General features: G+C 52.4%; 24 protein-coding genes. 21 read left to right on the top strand and 3 right to left on the bottom strand.

Annotation, left to right across the window (positions count from 1 at the left end; all coding sequences use genetic code 11):
• Positions 1-48 precede the first annotated feature (48 nt).
• The 14 genes from tpiA (at position 49) to LKE13_RS14725 (ending at position 13,749) form a co-directional block, all read left to right on the top strand.
• Positions 49-804, top strand: a complete 756-nt coding sequence (gene tpiA, locus LKE13_RS14790; RefSeq protein WP_227952163.1) for a triose-phosphate isomerase — start codon at positions 49-51, stop codon at positions 802-804.
• A 110-nt stretch (positions 805-914) separates the two neighbouring features.
• Entirely contained in the window at positions 915-1,253 is a 339-nt protein-coding gene (gene secG / locus LKE13_RS14785) for a preprotein translocase subunit SecG (RefSeq protein WP_227952162.1), read from the top strand.
• Positions 1,254-1,342: 89 nt separating this feature from the next.
• The gene (locus LKE13_RS14780) at positions 1,343-2,974 is read left to right on the top strand and encodes a CTP synthase (protein ID WP_227952161.1); all 1,632 of its coding nucleotides are present in this window, start codon (positions 1,343-1,345) and stop codon (positions 2,972-2,974) included.
• Between the two features lie 2 nt (positions 2,975-2,976).
• Positions 2,977-3,810 (top strand): 3-deoxy-8-phosphooctulonate synthase, encoded by an 834-nt coding sequence (gene kdsA / locus LKE13_RS14775; protein ID WP_227952160.1) that lies wholly within the window; start codon positions 2,977-2,979, stop codon positions 3,808-3,810.
• An 18-nt stretch (positions 3,811-3,828) separates the two neighbouring features.
• A complete protein-coding gene (eno, locus tag LKE13_RS14770; protein ID WP_227952159.1) occupies positions 3,829-5,106 on the top strand; it encodes a phosphopyruvate hydratase in 1,278 nt (425 codons plus the stop codon).
• An 8-nt stretch (positions 5,107-5,114) separates the two neighbouring features.
• Positions 5,115-5,747, top strand: a complete 633-nt coding sequence (locus LKE13_RS14765) for a class I SAM-dependent methyltransferase (RefSeq protein ID WP_227952158.1) — start codon at positions 5,115-5,117, stop codon at positions 5,745-5,747.
• 127 nt (positions 5,748-5,874) lie between these two features.
• Positions 5,875-6,372, top strand: coding sequence for a lysozyme (locus LKE13_RS14760; RefSeq protein WP_227952157.1), 498 nt, complete (start codon positions 5,875-5,877; stop codon positions 6,370-6,372).
• A 115-nt stretch (positions 6,373-6,487) separates the two neighbouring features.
• Positions 6,488-6,799 (top strand): FtsB family cell division protein, encoded by a 312-nt coding sequence (locus LKE13_RS14755; protein WP_227952156.1) that lies wholly within the window; start codon positions 6,488-6,490, stop codon positions 6,797-6,799.
• Between the two features lie 287 nt (positions 6,800-7,086).
• Complete coding sequence (pdhA, locus tag LKE13_RS14750) at positions 7,087-8,130, top strand: pyruvate dehydrogenase (acetyl-transferring) E1 component subunit alpha (protein ID WP_227952155.1); 1,044 nt, start codon at positions 7,087-7,089, stop codon at positions 8,128-8,130.
• A 30-nt stretch (positions 8,131-8,160) separates the two neighbouring features.
• Positions 8,161-9,552, top strand: coding sequence for a pyruvate dehydrogenase complex E1 component subunit beta (locus tag LKE13_RS14745; protein ID WP_227952154.1), 1,392 nt, complete (start codon positions 8,161-8,163; stop codon positions 9,550-9,552).
• Between the two features lie 11 nt (positions 9,553-9,563).
• Complete coding sequence (locus LKE13_RS14740) at positions 9,564-10,841, top strand: pyruvate dehydrogenase complex dihydrolipoamide acetyltransferase (RefSeq protein WP_227952153.1); 1,278 nt, start codon at positions 9,564-9,566, stop codon at positions 10,839-10,841.
• Positions 10,842-10,851: 10 nt separating this feature from the next.
• Positions 10,852-12,255 carry a dihydrolipoyl dehydrogenase gene (gene lpdA, locus LKE13_RS14735; RefSeq protein ID WP_227952152.1) on the top strand — a complete coding sequence of 468 codons (1,404 nt, stop codon included), beginning with the start codon at positions 10,852-10,854 and terminating at the stop codon, positions 12,253-12,255.
• 46 nt (positions 12,256-12,301) lie between these two features.
• Positions 12,302-13,252: a lipoyl synthase gene (lipA, locus tag LKE13_RS14730; RefSeq protein ID WP_227952151.1), complete on the top strand. Its 951-nt coding sequence runs from the start codon at positions 12,302-12,304 to the stop codon at positions 13,250-13,252.
• Positions 13,253-13,287: 35 nt separating this feature from the next.
• Positions 13,288-13,749 carry a type II toxin-antitoxin system RatA family toxin gene (locus tag LKE13_RS14725; RefSeq protein ID WP_227952150.1) on the top strand — a complete coding sequence of 154 codons (462 nt, stop codon included), beginning with the start codon at positions 13,288-13,290 and terminating at the stop codon, positions 13,747-13,749.
• Here the strand turns inward: LKE13_RS14725 and LKE13_RS14720 are convergent.
• Genes LKE13_RS14720 through LKE13_RS14710 form a run of 3 tightly spaced genes read right to left on the bottom strand, consistent with a single transcriptional unit; the run spans position 13,746 to position 15,872 of the window.
• Positions 13,746-14,246, bottom strand: a complete 501-nt coding sequence (locus tag LKE13_RS14720; RefSeq protein WP_227952149.1) for a CinA family protein — start codon at positions 14,244-14,246, stop codon at positions 13,746-13,748. The two genes, LKE13_RS14725 and LKE13_RS14720, sit on opposite strands and share 4 nt — an antisense overlap.
• Positions 14,233-14,724, bottom strand: coding sequence for a phosphatidylglycerophosphatase A (locus LKE13_RS14715; RefSeq protein WP_227952148.1), 492 nt, complete (start codon positions 14,722-14,724; stop codon positions 14,233-14,235). Before LKE13_RS14715 ends, LKE13_RS14720 begins: the two co-directional genes overlap by 14 nt.
• The gene (locus LKE13_RS14710; RefSeq protein WP_227952147.1) at positions 14,721-15,872 is read right to left on the bottom strand and encodes a bifunctional 2-C-methyl-D-erythritol 4-phosphate cytidylyltransferase/2-C-methyl-D-erythritol 2,4-cyclodiphosphate synthase; all 1,152 of its coding nucleotides are present in this window, start codon (positions 15,870-15,872) and stop codon (positions 14,721-14,723) included. Before LKE13_RS14710 ends, LKE13_RS14715 begins: the two co-directional genes overlap by 4 nt.
• A gap of 128 nt (positions 15,873-16,000) precedes the next feature.
• Here LKE13_RS14710 and dusB point away from each other — a divergent pair, with 128 nt between their 5' ends.
• The 7 genes from dusB (at position 16,001) to LKE13_RS14675 (ending at position 26,181) form a co-directional block, all read left to right on the top strand.
• The gene (gene dusB, locus LKE13_RS14705; protein ID WP_227952146.1) at positions 16,001-16,987 is read left to right on the top strand and encodes a tRNA dihydrouridine synthase DusB; all 987 of its coding nucleotides are present in this window, start codon (positions 16,001-16,003) and stop codon (positions 16,985-16,987) included.
• A 1-nt stretch (position 16,988) separates the two neighbouring features.
• Positions 16,989-18,110, top strand: a complete 1,122-nt coding sequence (locus tag LKE13_RS14700; protein WP_227952145.1) for a two-component system sensor histidine kinase NtrB — start codon at positions 16,989-16,991, stop codon at positions 18,108-18,110.
• A gap of 2 nt (positions 18,111-18,112) precedes the next feature.
• Positions 18,113-19,555, top strand: a complete 1,443-nt coding sequence (ntrC, locus tag LKE13_RS14695) for a nitrogen regulation protein NR(I) (protein ID WP_227952144.1) — start codon at positions 18,113-18,115, stop codon at positions 19,553-19,555.
• 102 nt (positions 19,556-19,657) lie between these two features.
• The gene (locus LKE13_RS14690; protein WP_227952143.1) at positions 19,658-21,871 is read left to right on the top strand and encodes a sensor histidine kinase NtrY-like; all 2,214 of its coding nucleotides are present in this window, start codon (positions 19,658-19,660) and stop codon (positions 21,869-21,871) included.
• Position 21,872: 1 nt separating this feature from the next.
• Positions 21,873-23,279: a sigma-54-dependent transcriptional regulator gene (locus LKE13_RS14685; RefSeq protein ID WP_227952142.1), complete on the top strand. Its 1,407-nt coding sequence runs from the start codon at positions 21,873-21,875 to the stop codon at positions 23,277-23,279.
• Positions 23,280-23,311: 32 nt separating this feature from the next.
• Complete coding sequence (trkA, locus tag LKE13_RS14680; protein ID WP_227952141.1) at positions 23,312-24,688, top strand: Trk system potassium transporter TrkA; 1,377 nt, start codon at positions 23,312-23,314, stop codon at positions 24,686-24,688.
• 65 nt (positions 24,689-24,753) lie between these two features.
• The gene (locus tag LKE13_RS14675) at positions 24,754-26,181 is read left to right on the top strand and encodes a TrkH family potassium uptake protein (RefSeq protein WP_227952140.1); all 1,428 of its coding nucleotides are present in this window, start codon (positions 24,754-24,756) and stop codon (positions 26,179-26,181) included.
• The last annotated feature ends 3 nt before the right edge of the window (positions 26,182-26,184 follow it).

Below are 26,184 nucleotides of genomic sequence, written 5' to 3'. Positions count from 1 at the left end.
AATTTACAATATCTGTCCTAATTTATATGACGTTTCTGAGGGAAATAGATGTCAAATCAAAGACGCCCGCTGATTGCCGGGAACTGGAAAATGAACGGTCTTGCTTCGGCGGCGAGTGAATTAAAAGAATTGGTGGCGCACGCCGAAAAGCATGCTGCGCCTAAATGCGATATCCTGATCTGCCCGCCGGCAACTCTTTTGCGGGAGATGGCCGCCGTTGCAGGGAATAGTGCCGTTGAGATTGGCGGACAGGTCTGTCACGCGAATGAAAGCGGCGCCCACACAGGGGATATTTCGGCGGAAATGCTGAAAGACGCGGGTGCAAGCTATTGCATCGTTGGGCATTCAGAGCGTCGGGCGGACCATAATGAGACGAATGCCGTTGTGAAGGCAAAGGCCGAAGCCGCGCATCGGGGCGGCTTGATTGCGATTGTCTGTGTCGGCGAGACATTGGCGGAACGTGAAGCGGATAAAACCCTTGATGTGATAAGTGATCAGGTCAAAAACTCCCTTCCTGAGGGAGCAACAGCCGCGAATACCGTGATCGCCTATGAGCCCGTCTGGGCGATCGGGACGGGAAAGACACCAACCCCGGATGATGTCGCGGTGGTTCATGCCCATATTCGTAAAGAACTGGACGCATTGATGAATGATTCGGATCAGGTGCGTGTTCTTTATGGTGGTTCGGTTAAGGGCAGTAACGCCGAAGAACTGATGGCAGTTGAGAATGTGGATGGCGCGCTGGTCGGCGGGGCGAGTTTGAAGGCGGCTGATTTCTGGCCGATTGTTGCTACATCAATTTGATTAAAAGCGCGGGAAAGTTACTAGCCATAAAGTGAACTTTGGTGTAGAAGCCCTGCAATTGTTGAATAACGGGGCGGCAATGGCCGCCTGAAAAGCTGGAATTGAAGAGAATGGAAACTGTCCTTCTGGTCATTCATATTATGATCGCGGTCTTTCTGATTGTGGTTGTGCTGTTGCAACGTTCCGAAGGGGGCGCGCTTGGTATCGGCGGCGGCGGTGGCGGCGGCGCAATGTCAAGTCGTGGCGCGGCAAACCTGCTTACCCGGACAACAGCAGGATTGGCGGGCGCCTTTATGCTGACGAGTGTTCTTCTCGCAATTATCAGCGGTACGCATTCTGAACCAACGTCCATTCTGGATACCCCCGCGACGACGACGGGCGCTCCGGAAAGTGGCGCGCCAGCTGTGCCCGAAAAACCAGCGGAGCCAACGGCTCCGGTCTCGGAATAATCGGACCTTTCAAAAAATATTACCGAGGCGGCGTAATTGCCGCCTCTTTTACTTTCCGTTGATCACAGAATTGGTTATAACGTAACTCCATGGCTCGGTTTATTTTCATTACCGGTGGTGTGGTTTCCTCGCTTGGCAAAGGTCTCGCCGGGGCGGCTTTGGCTTCCCTCCTGCAGGCGCGCGGCTATAAGGTCCGCCTCCGGAAACTGGATCCCTATATCAACGTCGATCCCGGCACGATGAATCCTTACGAACATGGCGAATGCTATGTAACCGATGACGGGGCAGAAACTGACCTCGACCTCGGGCATTATGAACGCTTTACCGGCGTTCCCTCCAAGCAGACAGATAACGTCACCACGGGACGGATTTACCAGACAGTAATCCGTAAAGAACGTCGCGGGGATTATCTCGGCGGTACGGTGCAGGTAATTCCGCATATTACCAACGCCATCAAGGAATTCGCCACGGCCAATCTGGATGATGAGGATTTCGTCCTTGTCGAAATTGGCGGCACCGTTGGTGATATTGAAGGACTGCCGTTTCTGGAAGCCATTCGCCAGCTTGGGTATGAGCTTGGCAATAATGCCGTCTTTATTCATCTGACATTGGTGCCCTATATCGCAGCGGCAGGCGAGTTGAAGACCAAACCGACGCAGCATTCGGTGAAAGAACTTCGTTCTATCGGTATTCAGCCGGATATCCTGCTCTGCCGGAGCGAAAAACCTATTCCGAAAGGACAGCGCCGCAAAATCGGCCTTTTCTGCAATGTGCCGGAAGAGGCGGTTATTCAGGCGCTGGATGTTCGCACAATTTATGAGGTACCACTCAGCTACCATAAGGAAGGCTTTGACGAGCAAGTCCTGAAAGCCTTCGGGATTACGGACATATCGAAGCCGGATCTTTCCAAATGGGAAAATATTGTCGACCGGGTGCTTCATCCGGAAGGCGAAGTGAATGTGACGGTGGTCGGCAAATATATCGAGCTTCAGGACGCCTATAAGTCGCTGACGGAATCGCTAATCCACGGCGGGATCGCCAACCGGGTGCGGGTCAAGATTAACTGGCTGGAATCAGAGCAGTTTGAAAAAGATGATGCCTCTCCGGCAAATCTTCTAGGCGATGCGGATGCCATCCTCGTTCCCGGCGGATTCGGGGAGCGCGGTGCCGAAGGCAAGATCAAGGCCGTTCAGTACGCCCGGACACAGAAAATTCCCTATTTCGGTATTTGTTTTGGCATGCAGATGGCAGTTATTGAAGGCTGTCGCAGTCTTGCGGGGCTGCCGAACGCGGGCACGTCTGAATTTGGCGAGTATGACCCCAAAGTCGTCGGGCTGATGACCGAATGGACACGCGGCAATATGACAGAAGTCCGGAGTGAAGACAGCGATCTTGGTGGTACAATGCGTCTCGGTTCTTACCCGTGTGATCTTGTCGCGGGAACCAAGGTGAACGAAATATACGGGACAGATCATGTCGATGAGCGTCATCGTCATCGGTATGAAGTGAATATTGCCTATAAAGAGGTTTTGGAGAAGGTCGGCTATAAATTCTCAGGCCTTTCTCCGGACGGGGAACTGCCGGAAATTGTCGAAATTACGGATCACCCCTGGTTTATTGGCGTTCAGTTCCATCCTGAGTTAAAATCGAAGCCCTTTGCACCGCACCCTCTTTTTGAAAGCTTTATCACGGCGGCGGTCAAGAAATCACGATTGGTATAGACATGACTGAAACTCATCACGTCCAGATTGGCAATATCATGGTTGGTAATGATTTACCCTTCGCGCTGATTGCGGGGCCGTGCCAGATGGAAAGCATGATCCATGCGATGGATATGGCAGGGCGCCTGCATGAGATGACTCAGAAACTCGGCATTGGGCTTGTCTATAAAACCTCCTTCGATAAAGCGAACCGGACATCACACACGGCAGAGCGAGGGCTTGGCCTGGAAGGCGCGATCCCGGTGTTTGAGCGTATCCGGAGTGAGTTCGGCATTCCCGTTCTGACTGACGTGCATCTGCCGGAACATTGCGCTGCCTTGGGCGATGCAGTGGATGTGTTGCAGATACCGGCATTCCTTTGTCGTCAGACGGATCTTCTGGTTGCTGCGGCGAAGACCGGCAAGGTCGTCAATGTGAAGAAGGGTCAGTTTCTCGCGCCATGGGACATGAAGAACGTTGCCAACAAACTGATCAGTGCAGGCAATAACCGTGTCCTGCTGACTGAACGCGGCGCGAGTTTTGGCTATAACACATTGGTTTCCGATATGCGGAGCCTCGCCATCATGGCGGAGCAGACCGGTCAACCGATTGTCTTCGATGCCACCCATTCCGTGCAACAGCCAGGCGGGCAGGGCACAACATCGGGCGGTCAGCGCGAATTCGTACCTGTCCTCGCACGTGCTGCTGTTGCTGTTGGCGTGGCCATGGTCTTTATGGAAACGCATCAGGACCCTGATAACGCCCCCTCTGATGGACCGAACATGGTGCCCATCGATGAGATGGAGGCATTGCTCGCCACTTTACAAAAATTCGATAATCTCGCGAAAAACCTCTAGAAACAGGAACCAAGTCGTATGAGTGCAATTCTTGATATAACCGGCCGTGAAATTCTGGATAGTCGGGGCAACCCCACGGTTGAGGTAGATGTTATTCTGGAAAGCGGCGCGTTTGGCCGCGCGGCAGTCCCTTCCGGCGCCTCAACTGGAGCGCATGAAGCCGTAGAGTTGCGCGACGGCGATAAGTCGCGTTATGGTGGCAAGGGCGTCCTTAAAGCTGTTGATGCGGTTAATGGTGAGATTTTTGATATTCTCTCCGGTCGCGATGCAGATGATCAGATTGCACTCGACCGGGCGATGATCGCGCTCGATGGCACTGAAAACAAAGCCCGTCTCGGCGCAAACGCCATCCTCGGTGTCAGTCTCGCGCTTGCCCGCGCTGCAGCGGAAGACTGTGGCCTCCCGCTCTATCGCTATGTCGGTGGCGCGTCTGCTCGCACTCTGCCGGTCCCGATGATGAACATCATCAATGGCGGAGAACATGCGGACAACCCGATCGATATTCAAGAATTCATGATTATGCCTGTTTCCGCCGATACGTGTGCGGATGCCATTCGCATGGGATCGGAAGTCTTCCAGACGCTGAAGAAAGAACTTTCCAAGGCCGGACATAACACCAATGTCGGCGATGAAGGCGGCTTCGCGCCAAATATCGCCAGCACGCGCGATGCCATTGATTTTATTATGAAATCCATTGAAGGTGCGGGCTATAAGCCAGGCGAGGATATATATCTTGCGCTCGATGCGGCCTCGACAGAGTTCTTCAAGGACGGCAAATATCACCTCAAGGGCGAAAATAAGATTCTCGCGCCTGAGGAAATGGCAGACTATTACGCTGCGCTTGTCGGTGATTACCCGATCATCTCAATTGAAGACGGCATGAGCGAAGACGACTGGGCCGGTTGGAAATCGCTGACAGACAAAATCGGTGATAAAGTACAGCTTGTCGGCGACGATCTTTTCGTCACCAATCCGAAACGACTAGCGGATGGGATCGCGCAAGGTGTTGCAAATTCCATCCTTGTGAAGGTGAACCAGATTGGCTCTCTCACTGAGACGCTGGAGGCGGTTGAAATGGCGCATAAGGCGCGCTACACGGCCGTCATGTCGCACCGTTCTGGTGAGACCGAGGATTCCACCATCGCAGACCTAGCCGTTGCCACCAACTGCGGCCAGATCAAGACCGGGAGCCTGTCTCGCTCTGATCGGTTGGCAAAATACAATCAGTTGATCCGGATTGAGCAGGAGTTGGGTGATGCGGCTGAATATGCTGGCCGTAGTATCCTGAAAGCCTAAAGCCTGTCGTGACAGTGTCGCTTTCGGATATTGCGAAAACGACGCAAGATGTCTATGAGCGCAACGCCGTCCGTTTCGATGCAGAGCGCTCCAAATCCCTGTTTGAGAGGAGCTGGCTTGATCGGTTCCTCTCCCTTATCCCTGATCACAGTCATGTCCTTGATGCAGGTTGCGGGTCGGGCGATCCTATCGCAAGTTACATTATTGGACGCGAGTATGCGGTTACCGGCGTAGATGCCTCTGCCGCCATGCTGCAGTTAGCCCGCGAAAGATTTCCAGATGGTGACTGGCGGCAAATGGATATGCGTGCCCTTGATCTGTCAGAGCAATTTCACGGCATTCTTGGTTGGGACAGTTTCTTCCACCTGATGCAGGCGGAGCAGAGATCAGTTCTCCCGAAATTTGCCGCGCATCTTGTCCCTTCCGGTGTCCTTATGCTGACGGTGGGGCCTGGGGATGGTGAAGTAACCGGGCGGGTCGGGGAAGATACCGTCTATCATGCCAGCCTCTCTCTCGATGAGTATAGGTCAATTCTTGCGACTAACGGGATGGACGTTATCGACTTCGTGACCGAGGATCGCGATTGTGCAGGCCGTACAATTCTGCTTGCGCAGAAACAGGCGAACCAATCTGATAGTTGATTGAGATTGAGGGTCATATAGGCATAGGCGTGACTCTGAGGGCTTTTGCCATATAATTCACTTTAAAATTGAAATATAAATATTAAATAATATTTATAGGAGTGTATTTATTGGTAGGAGATCAACCGTGGTGTATCAGCTATCCGATAAAGGATCGGAATTTATCAAGCAATTTGAAGGCATAAGGCTCAAGGCCTATGACGATGGGACAGGGGTGATGACGATTGGGTATGGCCATACAGGGGACGTCAAGGTCGGGGAGACAATCAGTCAAACAGAGGCCAACAGCTATTTTAATGAAGATGTTAAATGGGCGGTCGATACGGTCAATAGCTCCGTGCAGGTAAAGTTACAGCAAAATCAGGTCGATGCACTTGTCTCTTTCACCTATAACGTAGGGATGGGCGCTTTTAAATCCTCGACACTATTGAAGAAGCTGAATGCAGGCGATTATAAGTCCGTTCCCTCCGAGCTTAACAAATGGATTTATGCGGGAAAGAAAAAGGGTATGGTCGCTCGATTTGCCCACTGGGCGCACCTGAGCAACGGCAAAGAAATATCGCCCGTTCTTAAGGCGCGACGGGAGAAAGAGGGCGGTCTTTTCAAGAACGGGACCTATTCCTGACGTGGAGGTAAATAAATCAACAGTTTTCGGACCATTAGCGGATTATTTGCAACTAATTTATCCACAAAGTAACTTTACGGTTGACCTCGACTCTCGTATTTGATTCACTCCGTAAATGATTATTAGCCTTGAGATAAAAAAGCGTGCAAAAGCCGGAGCGGGACCCATTCTTGGGATTCTGGCGGTTGCCTATTTTAGCTACCACCTGATTGAAGGTGATCGTGGCTTGTTTGCCTATCTTAAGCTTCAGCATGAAATAGACCGGGCCGAGGCCGTTTACCAGCTTACGGAAAATGAAAAGCAAGCGCTTGAAAAACGTGTAGCTCTGTTGCGCCGTGAGAATCTTGACAAGGACATGCTGGAAGAGCGTAGTCGATACGTTTTGGGTTTGGCTCATCCGGATGAAATCGTCATCTATATGAAATAGTCAGGCATTAGACTGATTATAAAAATTGTATCCTGTTGATCATCTTATTTTTGCATTTCTTGCGTAAAACTGAATAAAATAGTGATATTTCTTTTTGGTGTAAAAAATTTACCGATTTTCAGTTAATTTTTAAAATATTCCAAAACATTATGTTTATTAACCAATTTAAAGTTAATCAATAAATTATACTTGTTTGTTAAGGTTTGGTCGGTCACATTCTGACTTAACCACAACGCGCACCGAATGCGACAGGGAAGCTTCGGTTGCCTCTTCTAATGGGAGATATCATGGCACGTCAAACCGCCAGCCGAGCAAAAAACTCTTCGTCGAATGCCAAGAAACCGGCACGGAGCGCCGGCAAGGCCACCCCGAAATTTACAAAAGAGCAAATTCAGAAATTTTATCATGACATGCTGCTGATCCGCCGGTTTGAGGAAAAGGCCGGCCAGATTTACGGCATGGGCCTGATTGGCGGTTTTTGCCATCTTTATATCGGGCAGGAGGCCGTGGTTGTTGGCATGAAGTCAGCGATTACAGACGATGATGCAGTAATTACCTCTTATCGTGATCACGGTCATATGCTGGCCTGCGGGATGGACCCAAAGGGCGTGATGGCGGAACTCACCGGGCGCGAGGGCGGCTATTCCAAAGGGAAGGGCGGCTCCATGCATATGTTCTCGAAAGAGGCAAACTTCTATGGCGGACACGGGATTGTCGGCGCGTGTGTTCCGCTCGGTACTGGCCTGGCCTTCAGCCAGAAATACCAAGATAGCAAAGACATCACCCTTTGCTATATGGGAGATGGCACGGTCAATCAGGGGCAGGTTTATGAAAGCTTCAACATGGCGGAACTCTGGGGCCTACCGGTTGTTTATGTCATTGAAAATAATGAATATGCCATGGGTACATCGGTCAAGCGATCTTCTGCTCAGACGGAGCTTTTTAGACGGGGTGAAAGCTTTAATGTGCCGGGTGAACAGGTTGATGGCATGGATGTTTTTGCTGTTGCCGCGGCTGGCAAAAAGGCGGTGGACTGGGTCCGTTCGGGAAAGGGACCGTATATTCTTGAAATGAAGACCTACCGTTATCGCGGTCATTCGATGTCGGATCCGGCGAAGTATCGTTCGAAAGAGGAGGTCAACAAGAAGCGTGCTGAGCATGACCCGATTGATCACCTGCGCCAAACCATGCTGGATGACAAAATCAATACGGAGGACGAGCTCAAGGAAATTGACCGCAAGATAAAGGCCATCATCGCCGATGCGGTTGAATTCGCCCAGAACAGTCCGGAGCCACAACCGGAAGAGCTTTATACGGATGTTTTGGCCTGAGTGCCGACCAGCTTGAGAAGGACTAGATAAATGCCAACAGAAATTTTAATGCCGGCGCTCTCGCCGACGATGACGGAAGGCAAACTGGCTCGCTGGATGGTGAAAGAAGGCGATACGGTCAACTCCGGTGATGTCCTTGCGGAAATTGAAACCGACAAGGCAACGATGGAAGTCGAGGCTGTCGATGAAGGAAAAATCGGGAAAATCCTGATTGAGGGCGATACCGAGAATGTCGCGGTAAATACACCGATTGCGGTTCTCCTTGAAGAGGGGGAAGATGCCAGCGATCTTGATGGTTTTTCTGCGTCATCTGCTCCCGCAGCTGCACCGGAGACGTCGGACGATACTCCTGCCAAGGAAGAACCTGCGCCACGTGTCAGTGTCTCTGAAACTCCCGATGCCTATGACGCCAGTGGCGAAATCCCCGAAGGCACGGAAATGGTCAAGATGACCGTCCGTGAGGCGCTCCGCGATGCCATGGCAGAGGAAATGCGAGGCGATGAGCGTGTTTTCGTCATGGGTGAGGAAGTTGCCGAATATCAGGGGGCCTATAAGGTGACACAGGGGTTGCTGGATGAGTTCGGCGCGCGCCGGGTGATCGATACCCCCATTACGGAGCATGGCTTTGCCGGTGTCGGTGTTGGCGCAGCTTTTCACGGACTTCGACCGATTGTTGAGTTCATGACCTTTAACTTCGCCATGCAAGCGATTGACCAAATTGTTAATTCAGCGGCGAAAACGCGATATATGTCCGGCGGACAGATGGAAAGTCCGATCGTTTTCCGGGGACCGAACGGCGCGGCGTCCCGCGTCGCGGCCCAGCATTCACAGTGTTACGCCTCCTGGTATTCCCATGTCCCGGGGTTGATCGTGATTGCGCCCCATACAGCGGCAGATGCGAAGGGGCTGTTGAAAGCGGCTATCCGCAATCCAAATCCGGTCATCTTCCTTGAAAATGAAATACTCTATGGTCAGAGTTTCGAGGTGCCTGTCCTTGATGATTTTGTTTTGCCGATTGGCAAAGCGAAAATTGAGCGGTCTGGTGACGATGTGACCATCGTCTCCTTCGGAATGGGGATGCGCTATGCGCTTGAAGCGGCAGAAAAACTTGCGGAAGAGGGTATTTCCGCCGAAGTGATTGACCTTCGAACGATCCGCCCGATGGATATGGAGACTGTTCTGGCCTCTGTCCGTAAAACGAACCGCTGCGTCACCGTCGAAGAAGGCTGGCCACAAAGCGGTGTTGGAGCCGAAATTACTGCGCAGATCATGCATCACGCGTTTGATTATCTTGATGCACCGGTGCTCCGGGTTTCAGGCAAGGACGTGCCGATGCCCTATGCGGCCAATCTTGAAAAACTGGCACTGCCCCATACCGATGAAGTTGTGGCGGTGGCTAAATCTGTCTGTTATCGCGATTAAGGAGGGCGAAGATGCCAATTTCCATTACAATGCCAGCCCTCTCACCGACCATGACGGAGGGAAAGCTCGCCAACTGGCAAGCGAAGGAAGGCGATAGCGTCGCATCGGGCGATGTTCTGGCTGAAATTGAAACCGACAAGGCGACGATGGAAGTTGAAGCAGTGGACGAAGGAACACTTGCGAAAATTCTCATTGAGGGCGGTACAGAAAATGTCGCCGTAAATACACCAATCGCAATTCTGCTGGAGGAGGGAGAAGACGCCTCTGCTCTGGATGGATATAAGGCGGAAGGCGCTGCGGCACCTGCGGATACACCCGCACCGGCGAAAGATGAAAAGGCGGAAGAGCCCGCTCCTTCTGCGCCATCGCAAAGCGCCAAAGCCGAACCTGAAAAATCGGGTGATCGTATTTTTGCAAGCCCGTTGGCCCGACGTATCGCCAAAGATGCGGGACTCGATCTTGGCTCGATTTCCGGCTCTGGCCCGCATGGCCGCATCGTGAAAACAGATGTTGAAGAGGCCATCGCATCTGGTGGTGTCAAAGCTGCTGCTCCCGAAAAGGCGGCGGCCGCACCTGCGCCTCAGGCGGCAACACCGCCACCAGAAGGAAATTACGAGGAAATACCGCTGACCAGCATGCGCAAAACCATTGCGCGGCGGCTGTCGGAGGCAAAACAGACCATTCCGCATTTTTATCTCACCATCGAATGTGAGTTGGATAACCTGCTTGCAATGCGCAAAGAGCTCAATGGCCGGTCTGACGACTACAAGATTTCGGTCAATGATTTTATCATTCGGGCGTCGGCGCTCGCGCTCAAAAAAGTGCCGACGGCGAATGCCTGCTGGGGCGGAGACAAGATCCTGCAATATAGGGATTTTGATGTCTCGGTCGCTGTGGCGATTGAAGGGGGCCTGATTACCCCGGTGGTCCGAAAGGCGGACCAGAAAGGCCTCGCCGTCATTTCTAACGAGATGAAGGAACTGGCAACCAAAGCCAAGGCCGGCAAATTGATGCCGGAAGAATATCAGGGCGGCTGCTTCTCCATCTCGAACCTCGGCATGTTCGGGATCAAGGAATTCTCCGCCGTGATCAACCCGCCGCAGTCTGCCATTCTTGCGATTGGTGCCGGGGAACAGCGTCCTGTTGTTAGAGACGGCGCGCTCGCCATGGCGACGATGATGAGCGTAACGCTCTCCTGCGATCACCGCGTGATTGACGGGGCACTGGGCGCGGAACTGCTGAAACATTTCAAGGGTTATATTGAAGAACCTTTAACCATGATGCTGTGAGGAACCGGATATGAGCGATTTAAATTTCGACTTGGTTGTTGTCGGCTCTGGTCCGGGCGGTTACGTTGCGGCAATTCGGGCGGCGCAGCTTGGCATGAAGACAGCCGTTATCGAAAAGGAACATCTTGGCGGCATTTGTCTGAACTGGGGCTGTATCCCGACCAAGGCACTGCTTCGGACGGCAGATATCTATAATCTGATCAAGCATGCAGATGAATTCGGCATCAAGGTTGAAGGGGCGTCGGTTGACCTTAAAAAAACCGTTGAACGCTCCCGTCAGGTGGCCGGGCAACTTTCCGGCGGCGTCAAGCATCTCCTCAAGAAGAACAAGGTTACCGTCGTTGACGGTCATGGCAAGCTCGCAGGCTCGGGCAAGGTTGAGGTGAGCAAGGACGGCAAGAAAATCTCTACCGTCAGTGCCAAGCATATTATTCTCGCAACTGGTGCTCGGGCACGGACATTGCCGGGTCTGGAGCCGGACGGCAAGCTGATCTGGACGTATAAGGAAGCGCTTGTACCCGATGTGATGCCGAAGAAGTTGCTGGTTGTTGGTTCCGGCGCAATAGGAATTGAATTCGCTAGCTTTTTCAATGCCTTGGGTTCCGACGTTACGGTTGTTGAGGTAATGGACAGAATCCTGCCTGTTGAGGATGAGGAGATTTCCGCCTTTGCCGAAAAATCTTTCAAGAAGCAGGGAATGACGATCCATAAGGGCACCACGGTCTCGGAGCTTAAGAAATCCGGAAATACGGTCACGGCCACTTTCAAGGACAAGAAGGATAAAACATCCTCCGATACCTTTGATCGCGTAATTCTGGCGGTTGGTATTGTCGGTAATGTGGAAAATCTGGGACTTGAAGGCACTAAGGTGAAAGTGGATCGCAGCCATGTTGTGATCGATGAATTTTCCCGCACGGGGGAGCCCGGCGTCTATGCTATTGGCGATCTGACAGGGCCGCCATGGCTCGCGCATAAAGCCTCCCATGAAGGGGTGATCTGCGTTGAAAAGATTGCGGGTGAGAAGGACGTGCATCCGCTTAACACGTCAAATATTCCGAGCTGTACCTATTGCCATCCACAGGTTGCGTCTGTCGGCATGACCGAAGCGGCGGCGAAGGAAAAAGGCTATGACATTAAGGTCGGGCGCTTTCCTTTTATTGGCAACGGTAAGGCAATTGCCCTGGGGGAGCAGGAAGGATTGATCAAGACAATCTTTGATGCGAAAACCGGTGAATTGCTAGGCGCGCATATGGTTGGTGCGGAAGTGACGGAACTTATTCAGGGTTACGGTATTGCTAAAACGCTGGAGACAACTGAGATCGAATTGATGCATTCGATCTTCCCGCATCCGACGATATCGGAGGCCATGCATGAATCTGTGCTTGACGCCTATGGCAAGGTCATCCACATGTAGCTATAAGCTGTTCCGACAGCATGCGAATATTTGATAAGGTAAGATCATGACTGAGACGACCGCCATAAAACGCGTACGCCATCCGGAAAAGGTGAACCGCCCGGATAATCCGATCCAGCGAAAACCCGCATGGATACGGGTGAAAGCGCCTGTCTCGAAAACCTATCATGAGACGCGGGAGTTGATGCGCGGCCTCAATCTCACCACGGTCTGTGAGGAGGCGGCCTGCCCGAACATCGGCGAATGCTGGGCGAAGAAGCACGCGACCATGATGATCATGGGTGAAATCTGTACGAGGGCTTGTGCCTTTTGTAATGTATCGACGGGTAAGCCAAATGCGCTTGATCCGTTCGAGCCGGTCAATGTGGCGACGGCGGTCAAGACGATGGGGCTTAATCATGTAGTGATTACCTCCGTCGATCGGGATGATCTGAAAGACGGCGGCGCGCAGCATTTCGCGGACGTCATCACGGCGATCCGCGAGGCGACGCCAGAGACCACGATCGAAATTCTGACACCGGATTTTCTGAAGAAACCCGGTGCCTTAGAAGTTGTTGTTGCGGCTAAGCCCGATGTCTTCAACCATAACCTTGAGACAGTACCGAAGCTCTATACGTCCGTCCGGCCGGGCGCGCGTTACTATCATTCCCTCCGGCTGTTGGAGCGTGTGAAGGAGCTTGATCCAAATATGTTCACCAAATCTGGCCTGATGGTCGGCCTCGGCGAGGATAAGGATGAAGTGCTTCAGGTGATGGATGACATGCGTGTTGCCGATATCGATTTTATTACCATCGGCCAGTATCTACAGCCGACAGTGAAGCATCACGCAATCCATCGTTTTGTAACTCCAGATGAATTTGCGGTTCTGGAGAAGCAGGCCTATGCTAAGGGCTTCCTTATGGTCTCCGCGTCGCCGCTAACCCGTTCCAGTCACCATGCGGGTGAAGATTTTGCCAAGCTGAAAACCGCGCGAGAGCGGGCCAACGCTTCAAAATAACGTTTATGCCGTGTTGTATGGGTAGAATGTAGAGTATGCCAACACATGCCGAAAAACGGGTTCTGCCCTATCAGCCAAAAGAAATGTTCGATCTTGTGGCGGCGATTGACAAATATGATGAGTTCCTACCCTGGTGTATCGGTGCGCGCATCAAGGAGCGAAAAGAGAATATCGTCCTTGCTGATCTGGTAATTGGCTTCAAGCTTTTTCGGGAAAAATTCACGTCCAAGGTGACACTGGACGAAGCAAATATGCGGATCGATGTTGAGTATATGGACGGGCCGTTCCGATACCTCAACAATCACTGGCAGTTCAAGGAGTATCCGGACGGCTGCGAAGTGGATTTTTTCGTAGATTTCGAGTTTCGCTCGATGATCCTGCAGAAGACCATCGGGATGCTCTTTAACGAGGCTGTGACCCGTATGATCTCGGCCTTTGAGGCGCGCGCAAAGGAACTATACGGCGCCAAGCCGGACCTTCAGGACCGGATCGGCTAACGGCTAACGGCAGCGAGTAGCATTTCTAGCGCTGTCTGGACGGTGGCAAGGCGGACTTCTGACCGGCCGATATCGCCATATTCCATCTTTCGATGCTCTGCGACGCCGCTGTCGGTTGCTACTGCAAAATGAACGAGGCCAACCGGTTTTCCGGGGCCACCGCCGCCAGGGCCAGCAATGCCCGTCACCGCGACCGTAAGATTTGCGCCCGCTGTTTTGAGAGCGCCGAGCGCCATTGCCCGCGCTGTCTCCTCTGATACCGCGCCATGGCTGCGTAAAATCTCCGTGCTGACGCCGATCACGCGGGCCTTTGCCTTATTGCTGTAGGTGATAAAGCCGCGATCGAATACATCGGAAGAGCCCGCGATATCCGTGAGCGCCCCACCGATCAGGCCGCCGGTGCAGGATTCCGCTGTTGCGAGCTGCCATTTCTTACCTCGGCATTTTTCAAGGACCTCGGTCGCCAGCTTTTCGATCTCGACACTAAAAATTCCCATCATATATCCTTTTTATTATTACCAGCAGGACCGAGGCAATCAGTCCCGCTACATAGTCATCAATCATAACGCCGAATGCGCCTTTTACTTTCCGGTCCAGCCAGCCGATCGGCCAGGGCTTCCAGATATCGAGTATCCGGAAAATAACGAAGGCAAGAAAGATCATCAGCGGGGTCAGGTCTGCCGCATGGAGGGCGAGCCAGATTCCCGCCACCTCATCAATTACTACCTCGCCGGGATCGGACTTGCCGGTCCTCTCGAGATAGATTTTTGTGCTCCACCAGCCGATGAACAGGGCAACAAGAGACGCCATGCCGAGCGCCGGTGCCCCAAAGAAGTAGTAGATCAATATACCGAAAGGAAGCGCGGCGAGGGTGCCAATGGTTCCGGGTGCCTTCGGCGACAAACCACTCCAGAACCAGGTGGAAAGAATGACCGCGGGATGCCAAAGGGTGAGGGGGCCAATTTTACTGCTCATCCAGGAAGCCTCACGGTTACAACGGCCTGGGCCGCGATACCTTCGCCCCGGCCGGTAAAGCCAAGCTTTTCGGTCGTTGTTCCCTTTATGCTCACTCTTTCAGCGTCAATACGGAGAGTTTCGGCGATGCGTTTCTGCATAGCGACGCGGTGCGGACCAATACGCGGTGCTTCACAGATGATGGTGAGGTCGACATGATTGATGACGCCGCCTTTTTTGCCCACCAAATCTGCCGCATGACGCAGAAACAAGTCAGACGACGCGCCTTTCCATTTGGCATCTGTTGGCGGAAAATGCAGGCCGATATCGCCCGCGCCGATGGCACCGAGCAGGGCGTCGGTCAGGGCGTGGAGCGCGACATCCGCATCCGAATGGCCTTTCAGGCGTTTATCATAAGGAATACTCACGCCGCCGAGCCAAACACTGTCTCCTTCCTCAAACGCATGCACATCGAAGCCTAGGCCCGTCCGTACATCGATAAGGCTTTTTGTAATCATGTTGTGTGCTTTCTCTATATCCTCAGGCGTGGTGATCTTGAAATTTGCGGGATCACCCTCGACCATTGCGACCTCTATTCCGGCACGTTCGGCGAGGGCCGTGTCATCAGTCAGGTTCTCGCCCGCGAAAGTCCGATGCGCGGCCAGAATAGGTGCAAAAGCGAAAGCTTGCGGCGTTTGCGCGGCGACAATCTCATCCCGGTTCAGTGCGCCGGTAATCAAGTCGCCTTCAAAGGATTTGAGGCTATCCGTTATCGCGATGGAGGGGAGAACAGCCTCCGCTTGGTTTAGTTTACTCAAACAACGGCTGATCAATTCTCTACTGATAAAGGGTCGGGCCGCATCATGAATTAGCACACTGTCCGGTGTGTGTTCGACCAGGCTTTCCAGGCCGTTTTGGACCGACTCCTGTCGCGTTACTCCGCCAACAATCGGCGGCAAAATATCCAGACCGGTGATTGCTTTCTCATAAAGCAGTAGATCATCTTCCCCTATGACCACACAAATAGTATCGATTTCGGGGTGCCTCAGAAAAGCATCTATTGCTCGCCTGAGAATAGATTTTCCTGCAATTTCAATATATTGCTTCGGAATATTAAGTCCGGTCCGGAGGCCTTTTCCGGCGGCGAGGATGAGGGCAATACTTTTCATGTCGCGACAATAGATCGCTATCTCGTGCGGTTCAATAAATTTGACTGAATGGGCATGAATCTGTTGCAGTGCAATAAAAACCTGACTATATTGCCTAAAATATAGTCATAAATTATTTTGCATAAAAAATGATCATTACGCTCGGCTCTATTACAATCGATCCCCCGGTATTCCTCGCGCCGATGGCTGGTATCACAGATCTCCCTTTTCGCCGTCTGGTGACGCGATATGGGGCCGGGCTTGTCTTTACCGAAATGGTGGCGAGCAAGGCCATGGTCGCAGAAACGCGCCGGTCCCTACGTATTGTTCGCTCCGCCAATGATGATCAGCCGATGGCCGTTCAGCTTGCGGGCTGTGATCCGGATATTATGGCGGATGCCGCCAAGCTGAACGAGGATATGGGCGCGCGGATTATTGATATCAATATGGGATGCCCGGTTAAGAAAGTTACTTCCGGAATGGCTGGCTCCTCTCTGATGCGGGACCTCGACCATGCGGCGAAGATATTAAAGGCAACAGTTGATGCCGTAAATATACCTGTCACGCTTAAAATGCGCACAGGCTGGGATGAAGAGAGTCGCAACGCACCGGAACTTGCCCGCATTGCTGAGGATGTGGGGATCCGCATGCTGACCGTGCACGGCCGCACGCGATGCCAGTTCTTTAAAGGCGCGGCGGATTGGCGCTTTATTGCAAAGGTCAAGGAAGCTGTATCTCTCCCGGTGATTGCGAACGGCGATATTCAAACGGTTGAGGATGCCGCAAAGGCCAAAGAGCAGTCGGGTGCAGATGGTGTGATGATTGGCCGGGGTAGCTATGGTCGCCCGTGGTTTGTCGCGCAGGTAGCAGATTATTTGAAGACCGGGATTAAGCGGCCTGACCCGGACTTTGATGAGCAAAAATCGGTTCTGCTGGAGCATTATAACGCCCTTATCGGTCTATATGGATCAGAGGTTGGCGTGCGCGTCGCCCGCAAGCATCTTGGCTGGTATTCGGAGAGGCTTCCGGGTGGAGAGAACTTCCGGCAAAGAGTGGTTCGTCTTACCGATCCAGATCAGGTTCGGGATGAAATCAGTTGTTTTTATGAGGTTTTAATGCTGAAGGAAAGTGCATAAGATGGTTTTGCCAAATCCATTTAGCGGGACGAAACGCAAGAAAACGGAAGTGGATGCTCTGGCTGTCCTGAATGCCTTGCCCGATCCGTTGGTCGTCATCGATGATGAAGGCCATATCTGCATGACAAATCCGGCGGGAGAAGAATTTTTCGGCCTTTCGTCGAAAAAACTGCTGCGGATGTCGCTTAATGAAATGGTACCATTTGACAGCCCGCTATTGGGATTGGTGGAGCAGGTGCGCCTGATCGGTGATTATGTCTCTGAATATGCCGTCGATCTTGGCACGCCAAAAACCGGTATCAAGAACGTCAATCTTCAAGTTTCCCAGCTTTATGGCACCTCGAATGTCATTGTCCAGATTGAAGAACGCACGATTGCCGCCAAGATGGATCGTCAGCTGACCCATCGTGGTGCCGCCCGATCTGTAACGGCGATGGCGATCATGCTGGCGCATGAAGTAAAAAATCCGCTTTCGGGTATTCGTGGCTCGGCGCAGTTGTTGGAGATGAATGCCTCTGATGCGGATCGGGCGCTCACCCGGTTAATCTGTGATGAAACGGACCGGATTTGCGCGCTTGTTGACCGAATGGAGGCCTTTTCCGATGATCGGCCGATTGATCGCGATGCGGTCAACATCCATGAAGTGCTGGAGCATGTGCGTCGGGTGGCTGAGGCTGGATTTGGCCGAAAAATAACTTTCCGGGAAAACTATGACCCTTCGCTCCCCTTCGTCTATGGCAATCGCGATCAGCTTGTCCAGGTGTTACTCAATCTGGTGAAGAACGCTGTGGAAGCGGCGCCTGAAGACGGCGGAGAAGTAACGCTTAGTACTGCCTATCGTCATGGGATCCGTTTGGCCGTTCCGGGCGCGCAGGAAAAGGTGCAATTACCGCTTGAGGTAGGAGTAGAGGATAACGGCTCCGGCATCCCCGATGAGATGCTACCGCATATTTACGATCCTTTTGTCACCACCAAGGCTGGTGGCAGCGGGCTTGGCCTTGCACTGGTCGCCAAAATTGTTGGGGATCATGGAGGGATTGTCGAATTTGAGTCATCGGAGGTGGGCTGCAAGGTGTTGATCCGCCTGCCGGTCTATAACTTTATGAAAACGGATATGGAATAAATATGCCGGGAACAATTTTAGTCGCAGATGATGACCAGAGTATCCGTACGGTTCTGGAGCAGGCTCTCTCCCGCGCAGACTATATAGTGCGCTCCACTAGCAACGCTTCAACGCTTTATAACTGGGTGCTTGAAGGGCTCGGTGATATTGTCCTGACCGATGTCGTGATGCCCGATGAAAATGGTCTTGATTTGCTCCCCCGGATTAAAAAAATCCGGCCCGATCTGCCTGTTATCGTCATGAGTGCGCAGAATACCTTGCTCACCGCTATCAAGGCGACAGAGCGAGGGGCCTATGATTATTTGCCGAAACCATTCGATCTAAAGCTTTTGCTGCAGGTTGTGGATCGTGGTCTCTCCAAGCCGAAGAAAGCCGCAAATCGTTTTAAGGCGCAGGAAGAAGAGGAAACGAAAACGCCTCTGATCGGTCGCTCCCCGGCCATGCAGGAGATATATCGGGTGTTGGCTCGCTTGATGGGGACGGACCTTACGGTTTTGGTTTCTGGTGAAAGCGGGACGGGTAAAGAGCTTGTTGCGCGAGCACTGCATGAGTATGGGAAGCGGAAGGCGGGCCCATTTGTTCCTATTAACATGGCGGCCATTCCAAAAGAGCTGATCGAATCCGAATTGTTCGGCCATGAGAAAGGCGCGTTCACAGGGGCAGATTCGCGCGCCATTGGCCGCTTTGAGCAGGCACAGGGCGGTACGCTGTTCCTTGATGAGATAGGGGATATGCCGATTGAAGCGCAGACGCGACTGCTTCGCGTGCTTCAACAAGGCGAATATACAACGGTTGGCGGCCGCACGGCGATCAAGACCGATGTGCGTATTGTCGCCGCGACCAATCGGGACCTCAGGCAATTCGTGCGTCAGGGACTGTTTCGCGAGGACCTTTATTACCGCCTGAACGTTGTCCCGCTCCGCTTGCCGCCATTGCGTGAACGGGCGGAAGACATTCCGGATCTTGTGCGGCATTTCCTCTCTCAGGCACAGGAGGAGGGGCTGCCGGTAAAAAGCGTGGATAAGGAATCACTTGAAGCACTTAAAAAGCATAAATGGCCAGGTAATGTCCGGGAGCTTGAAAACCTGGTGCGCCGCCTCGCGGCGCTATATTCCGATGATGTCATTAATATCTCTGTGATTGAGCAGGAGCTCCAGCCACAGGAAATTGGAAGTTCCGAGGAAACTCCGGGAGAGGATGAGAGCCTCGTCATGGCGGTGGAACGTCATATTGCCAAATATTTTGCGGCCCATGCGGGAAGCCTGCCACCCAGCGGGCTTTATGAAAGGGTTATCCGGGAGGTAGAGCGCCCGCTTTTATCCCTGTCATTGGAGGCAACGAACGGAAATCAGATCAAGGCAGCTGACCTTTTGGGAGTAAACCGGAATACATTGCGTAAAAAAATCCGGGATTTGGATATTCAGGTTGTGCGCGGCATGAAGTGATGCTTAAATGCCACAATGTGGTATTTTGAACAAATGGCCGCCGTTGATGGCATTTACTAGCAAACCGAGGTTGCATCATGACCCTTGCGGTCGGAGGATGTTGTGGCAGAATCACAGCAGAATAATGTGAAACAGCCTTTTTCATTTGTCCGCTGGACAAGAAAGATCGGGCTTGGTCCCAAAACCTCTTTCTTTGTGGCCATGCTGGCCGTTGCAAGCGGTATTGCCACCTATGAATCGCTGACTATAGAAAACCCGGCCTACACGCGCATACTTCTTATTATTGACGTATCGATTGTGGTCATCCTCGCAATTATCATTACTCACCGATTGATCAGAACTTGGCGCAAGGGGCAGATCGGTGGCTCAGGCAGCATGATGCATCGGCGTATTTTACGTCTGTTTTCATTAATCGCTGTCGCGCCAGCCCTGATGGTAGCGCTTTTCTCCGCCCTTTTTTTTAATATCTATTTTCAGCGGCATTTCTCCGATCCTGTGAATATGGCGGTGTCGGAATCGATTGCTGTCGCCGACGCCTATATCAAGGAGCATATCCAGAATATACGATCCGATGTTCTGGCAATGACCGCGCAGATCAATCGTGCGCCGACACGGGTTTTGGAAAACCGTAGCTTGTTTGATTCCTATCTCAGTGATCAGGTCATCGCCCGTAACTTGAGTGAGGCCGTTGTCCTGGACGGCAATCAGAAAATTATCGCACAGTCGGACCTAAGTTTTGCGCTCGAGTTTGATAAGATTTCTCCAAGCCAGTTCAGCGAAGCGAGGGAGCGGGAGATTGTCATCACCACGAATGATGGGGATGATCAGGTTCGGGCCCTAATTCGGCTGGACCGTCTGCTGGATGGGTTTCTTTATGTCGGACGCTTTATTGAGCCTCGGGTTCTCGCCCATATGGAGAGGACGCGCATCGCCGCGTCGGACTATGAACAATTGAAGGATGAAGGCTTCGGCATTCAAATCCAGTTCGCTGTGATTTTCTTTATCATTTCGCTGATGGTAGTGCTCGCCGCCGTCTGGTTTGGCCTGGTGATTGCCTCGCGCCTTGTTGGCCCGATTGAGAGCCTCGTGAAAGCGGCAGAGCGTGTGCGTTCGGGCGATCTGACAGCCAAGGTGGATGAAAGTCGCGCCTATGATGAGATGGCGACCCTGAGCCGTGCGTTCAACCGGATGACGGAGCAACTTTCAACCCAGCGTCAGGAGCTTGAAAAAACAAATAAGAAGTTGGACGAACGCCGCCGCTTTACCGAGGCTGTGCTTTCCGGAGTTTCGTCCGGTGTGATCGGACTTGATCGGGAAGGCGTTATCAATCTGCCAAATCGCAAGGCGGCGGAACTTTTGGGCTATTCGGAGACGGAACTTATTGACCGGCGATTCTCTGATATTCAGCCGCAAATGGCTACCCTTCTTGATGAAATTCGGGAAAAGCCCTATCGTGTGGCGGAACGCCAGATTCAGCTCCAGACAGCAAATGCTCATCGCCATCTGCTGGTGCGCGCGGCGGCGGAAATTTCCGTTGGCAGCATTCAGGGGTTTGTGGTCACGCTGGATGATATTACGGATCTCGTGTCGGCGCAGCGGATGGCGGCCTGGGGCGATATTGCCCGACGTATTGCCCATGAAATTAAGAACCCGCTGACCCCGATCCAGCTGTCTGCCGAGCGAATAAAACGTAAATATGGCCGTCAGATTAAAGACGATATAGATATTTTCAATCAATGCACCGATACGATCATCCGTCAGGTTGGGGATATTGGCCAAATGGTTGATGAATTCTCTGCCTTCGCCCGGATGCCGACGCCAGAATTTAAGCCTGAGGATCTGGGCGAGCTCGTTGGTCAGGCGATCTTCCTCCAAAAAATTGCTCATCCGGAAATTGACTATGTCTATGAGGCGCCGCGATCGCCGATGATCTGTGATTGCGATGCGCCGCAGGTGAACCGTGTTCTGACAAATCTCCTGCAAAATGCCGCTGATGCGATTGAGGGGCGGGAAGAAGGGGACGCGGATCTTCCAAATGGCCAGATCAAGGTAGAATTTAGTGTCACTGTCGACGAAATGGCGATTGAGATTACAGATAATGGGCGCGGACTACCGGAAGAAAACCGCAGCCGGCTGACCGAGCCATATGTGACCCATCGTGAAAAGGGCACAGGCCTCGGCCTCGCAATTGTCAATAAGATCATGGAGGAGCATGGTGGCAGCCTCTCCATGACCGACGCAAAAGAAGGGAGAGGGGCTTCTGTCAGGATCTCTTTTCCCATGAGTGAAGCGAATTTGAAAACGGGGAATGACTAAGATGTCTGCAGACATTCTAATTGTCGATGATGAAACTGATATTCGGGAACTGGTTGCCGGAATTCTGGAGGATGAGGGGTATGAGACACGGATGGCTGCGAACAGCGATCAATGCCTCGCCGAAATTGCCCATCGTCGCCCGAGCCTTGTTATATTGGATATCTGGCTGCGCGGCAGCAAGCTTGATGGTATCGAGATTTTACAGGCCATCAAGAAAGATCAGCCGGATTTGCCTGTCCTGATGTTTTCCGGCCATGGGAATATTGAAACGGCCGTTCAGACTATCAAACTCGGGGCCTATGATTTTATTGAAAAACCGTTCAAGGCGGAGCGGCTTATACAGCTAGTCGACCGCGTACTGGAAGCGGTGAGATTGCGGCGGGAAGTCGCTGACCTTAAAACTCGTGGCGGCGAGGTGATGACGGATCTTGTTTGCCGCTCCCACGTCATGATCCAGCTCCAACAAAGCATTGAAAAGGTCGCGCCAACAAACAGCCGTGTGCTGATTTCTGGTCCGTCCGGGTCTGGCAAGGAAGTCGTCGCGAGGCTCATTCATGATCAATCCCACCGAAAATCTGGCCCGTTCGTGGTTCTCAATGCGGCCACGTTGGCGCCTGAGCGGCTGGAGATTCAGCTATTCGGTGTCGAAGATGGACGAATGAACTCGGTAAAAGGAGAGCGTCGTGGGTTACTGGAGCAAGCCCATGGCGGTACGCTCTTCCTTGATGAGATTGCCGACATGCCGATGGAAACCCAGGGCAAGATTCTTCGCGTGCTGGTTGACCAGACTTTCCAGCGAGTGGGGGGCACAGAAAAGATTAAGGTAGATGCACGGATCATCTCTTCTTCCAGCCGGGATCTACAAGAGGAAATGGCCAACGGCCGCCTGCGAGAGGATTTGTATCATCGTCTCGGCGTGGTGCCGATAACGGTTCCCTCTCTAAAGGAGCGGCCGGAAGATATCGGACCGCTCGCCCGTTATTTTGTTGAGCGCTTCTCGAAAAGTGCCGGATTGCCGCCGAGGAAAATAGGGGAGGATGCTATTGCAACCTTGCAGGCCTCATCCTGGCCGGGAAATGTCCGTCAGCTCAAAAATGTGATTGAGCAGATCATGATTCTTGCTACCGGCGATAAATCGGCGCCAATCGCCGCAAATATGGTGCCCGCAAATGCCGGGGCGGCCAAGTCGGTTATGATCGGACAGAATGACAATACGGAAATCATGGCGCTTCCCTTGCGGGAGGCGCGCGAACGGTTTGAAAAGGAATATCTCGAGGCGCAAATAAACCGTTTTGGCGGAAATATTTCGCGTACCGCGTCATTTGTTGGTATGGAGAGGTCCGCGTTACATCGTAAGCTGAAAACGCTCGGCGTCAGTAATGGTGAGCGGAAACGGTCGTCGGAGTAGAGACGCAATTTGGGTAGAGGGGCAGAGACGCGATGAAGGTAATCGTTTGCGGTGCAGGACAGGTCGGTTCCAATATCGCGCGGCAGCTTGCGCGGGAAAACAACGACGTCACCCTGATTGACCAATCGTCTGAATTGGTCCGCAAGATTGGGGATGAACTCGATGTTCGGGCCATGGTCGGTCATGCCTCCCACCCGGACGCGTTAGAGCGGGCAGGGGCCTATGATGCGGATATGATTATCGCCGTGACCTATAGTGATGAAGTCAATATGGTCGCCTGTCAGATTGCGCATTCGATCTTCAATATTCCAAAGAAAATTGCCCGAATACGTTCTCATCAATATACGGACCCTCTCTGGGCCCATCTCTTCAGCCGTGAAAATCTGCCGATTGATGTTATTATTTCTCCGGAAGACGAAGTTGCGCACGCGATTGAACGCCGATTGAAGGTGCCTGGTGCCTTTGATACCGTCTCTTTTGCCGACGGTAAGGTTCAGGTTATAGGTGTTCGTCTCGACGAAAGCTGCCCGATTGTTAATACTCCGCTCAAACAGCTGACAGAGTTGTTCCCTGACTTGAATGTGGTTGTTGTGGCGATCTATCGTGACGGCAAGATGATCGTCCCGTCAAGCGATGACCAGATGTTTCCGGGTGATGAGATTTATTTCGCAGCGGACAGCGCCCATGTGGCCCGCGCCATGCCGCTCTTCGGTCATGAAGAGCAGGAGGCGCGCAGCATCGTCATCGTGGGAGGCGGGAATATCGGATTTCACCTCGCCCAGTTCATTGAAGAGAATATGCGTAAAGTCTCTCTAAAGCTGATTGAGCATAATCGTGAACGGGCCGAGAAGATTACCGACGAGCTGCACCGGACTGTTGTTCTTCATGGCAGTGCACTTGATCCCGAACTGCTGCAGGAAGCAAATGCGGCTCAGGCGGAAACCATTGTTGCTCTTACCAATGATGACCAGGTCAATATTATCGCGTCCTTGTTGGCGAAAGGGCAGGGAACGGAGACCGCCGTTACCCTGATCAATAATCCGGTGTTCGGTAATCTGGTTACCACGCTCGGGATTGAGGTTGTGGTGGATCCACGCGCAACCACAGTCTCGGAAATCCTCCGCCACATCCGCCGCGGCCGGATCCGGGGGCTGCATTCTTTTCGGGATGGCGCGGCCGAAGTGGTGGAGGGTGATGCGCTGGAAACCTCCCTGCTTGTTGGGAAGCCACTCCGGGATATTAAACTTCCGCATGGCACCATTATCGGTGCGGTGATTAAGGGGGAAACTGTTGAAATTCCACGTGGGGATTCGATTATTCATGCTGACGACAGGGTCGTTATCCTGAGCCTTCAGGGGTCCGTGCAGAAGGTTGAGGAAATGTTTTCTGTCGGCCTTGAATTCTTCTAGACCTGATGTTATTTGCACCTGTCTTTACGTTTGTTGGTTGGGCGCTTGGCTTCTTGGCGTTGCTGATGAGTGTGCCGATTCTTTTTGCTTTCGCCGAGGGGCAGATTGAACTCACGCTGAGTTTTTTCGTCTCTGCTATTGTAACGCTTTTTTTTGGCGGCGGCATGATCCTCGCGATGCGGCGGGAAATTACCATCCTTGGTCGGCGTGAAACCTTTTTGGCGGCAACCCTCATCTGGATAGTCGTTCCGGCATTCGCTGGATTACCTTTTTATTTGAGCGATGCGATTCCCTCGGCGACCAATTCCTATTTTGAGGCATTTTCCGGGTTTTCGACCAATGGCGCGACTGTAATTGTTGATCTGGATATTCAGCCACGGGCGATCCTTCTGTGGCGAAGCCTGATCCAATGGGTAGGCGGATTTTCGATCATTGTTTTCCTGTCCGTATTGGCCAGCGCCTTTAACCTGCCGCGCAGCAACCCATTGACGAGGGCCATTGCCAAGAGCAGCCGCCGCCGCATGTCCCGGCGAATCGGCTCGGCAGTGCTTTCCTTGTTGAAAATATATGGCTTGCTAACGGCGATCTGCATTGTAGCTTTGTGGTTTGCCGGGATGACGGCCTTTGACGCCCTTTGCTATGCTTTCAGCACTTTGTCTACTGGCGGGTTTATGACGACAAACGCGGCGGGTACGGCCTTCGCCAGCCGCGGAATTGAAGTGGTCTTGATGATTTTTATGGTGTTTGGCGCGATAAATTTTTCCCTTCACTGGTCCTTCTTTAATGGGGACAGGCGGTCCTACTTCAAGGACCCGGAGTATCGTTATCTCCTGATTGCCATTGTTCTGGGTAGCCTTTTTGTTTTTTCCTTGATGATGACGCAAACGGATATGTCGGTCGGGGATACTTTGCGCTATGCGGTGTTTAATACCGTTTCCGCTGTGACGACGACCGGATATAACATGCCGCTTGTATCGGACAGTGGCCAGTATTACTGGCCGATTGGAGCGCTTTTTGTGATTCTCGTCCTGACAACGATTGGTGGATCGATTGGCTCTTCCGCTGGCGGTATTAAAATGATGCGGATCAGTATTCTCTTGAAAGTCTCTAATGCGGAAGTAAATCGCCTCAGTTTTCCAAGCAGTATATTCCCCCTGACATATGGGGGGCAACGTATCTTGCGGGAACAAATCACTTCAGCCTGGAGCTTTTTCGTTCTTTATTGCCTGGTTCTTGTTGCCGCGACGTTAGTTCTGGCCTTTAACGGGCTCGATCTGCAATCATCAGTCACTCTTGCCATTACAAATCTTGCCAGTGCAGGCAGCGCGGCGCAGCCATTGATTACCGATGTGGTCGTTGGCGAGGAAAATTTTATCAGCTATGAAGCCTTACCCAATTTTTCGAAATGGGTATTATGTGTCACTATGCTTGTAGGGCGTCTGGAATTTTTCGCCGTCCTCTCACTTTTCAATCCAGCCCTTTGGCGGCGTTAATTA

Source organism: Sneathiella sp. HT1-7, assembly GCF_020731145.1.
In the GTDB taxonomy this organism is placed as follows: domain Bacteria; phylum Pseudomonadota; class Alphaproteobacteria; order Sneathiellales; family Sneathiellaceae; genus Sneathiella.
Note: the sequence above shows the minus strand (reverse complement) of the source record. Positions and strands in the feature narration are given on the sequence as shown.